The 555-nt window shown below is 71.2% G+C and carries 1 protein-coding gene; it reads left to right on the top strand.

Annotated elements, in window-relative coordinates; all coding sequences use genetic code 11:
• Positions 1-21: 21 nt before the first annotated feature.
• A partial coding sequence (gene dusA / locus J7528_RS24080) for a tRNA dihydrouridine(20/20a) synthase DusA (protein WP_291879903.1) occupies positions 22-555 on the top strand: 534 nt, incomplete at its 3' end.

Here is a 555-nt window from a genome sequence, read left to right as displayed (position 1 = left end):
GGACGTCCCGGTTCCGGAGCCATGGAAACACGCATTCCCTCGACCGTCCTTCCCACCGACCGCTACGCGGCATCCGCGCGGCTGTCGGTCGCGCCGATGATGGACTGGACCGATCGTCATTGCCGGGTGTTCCACCGCCTGCTGGCGCCGAACGCGCGGTTGTACACCGAGATGGTCCACGCCAACGCCGTGGTGCTGGGCGATCGCGCCCGGCTGCTGGGCTTCGATCCGGCCGAGGCGCCGGTGGCGCTGCAGCTGGGCGGCAGCGAGCCGGAGCTGCTGGCGCAGGCGGCGCGCATCGGCGTCGAGTGGGGCTACGACGAGATCAACCTCAACTGCGGCTGCCCGTCGGACCGGGTCCAGGCCGGCCGCTTCGGCGCCTGCCTGATGAAGGAGCCGGCGCTGGTAGCCGAGGGCGTCGCCGCCATGGTCGCGGCCGTGCGCGTGCCGGTGACGGTGAAGTGCCGGCTCGGCGTGGACGACGAACACGATTACGACCGCTTCCGTGCCTTCATCGATACGGTCGCCGCGGCCGGCTGCACGACCTTCGTGGTC

It is taken from the genome of Caulobacter sp. (assembly GCF_017744445.1).
GTDB lineage: Bacteria > Pseudomonadota > Alphaproteobacteria > Caulobacterales > Caulobacteraceae > Caulobacter.
Note: the sequence above shows the minus strand (reverse complement) of the source record. Positions and strands in the feature narration are given on the sequence as shown.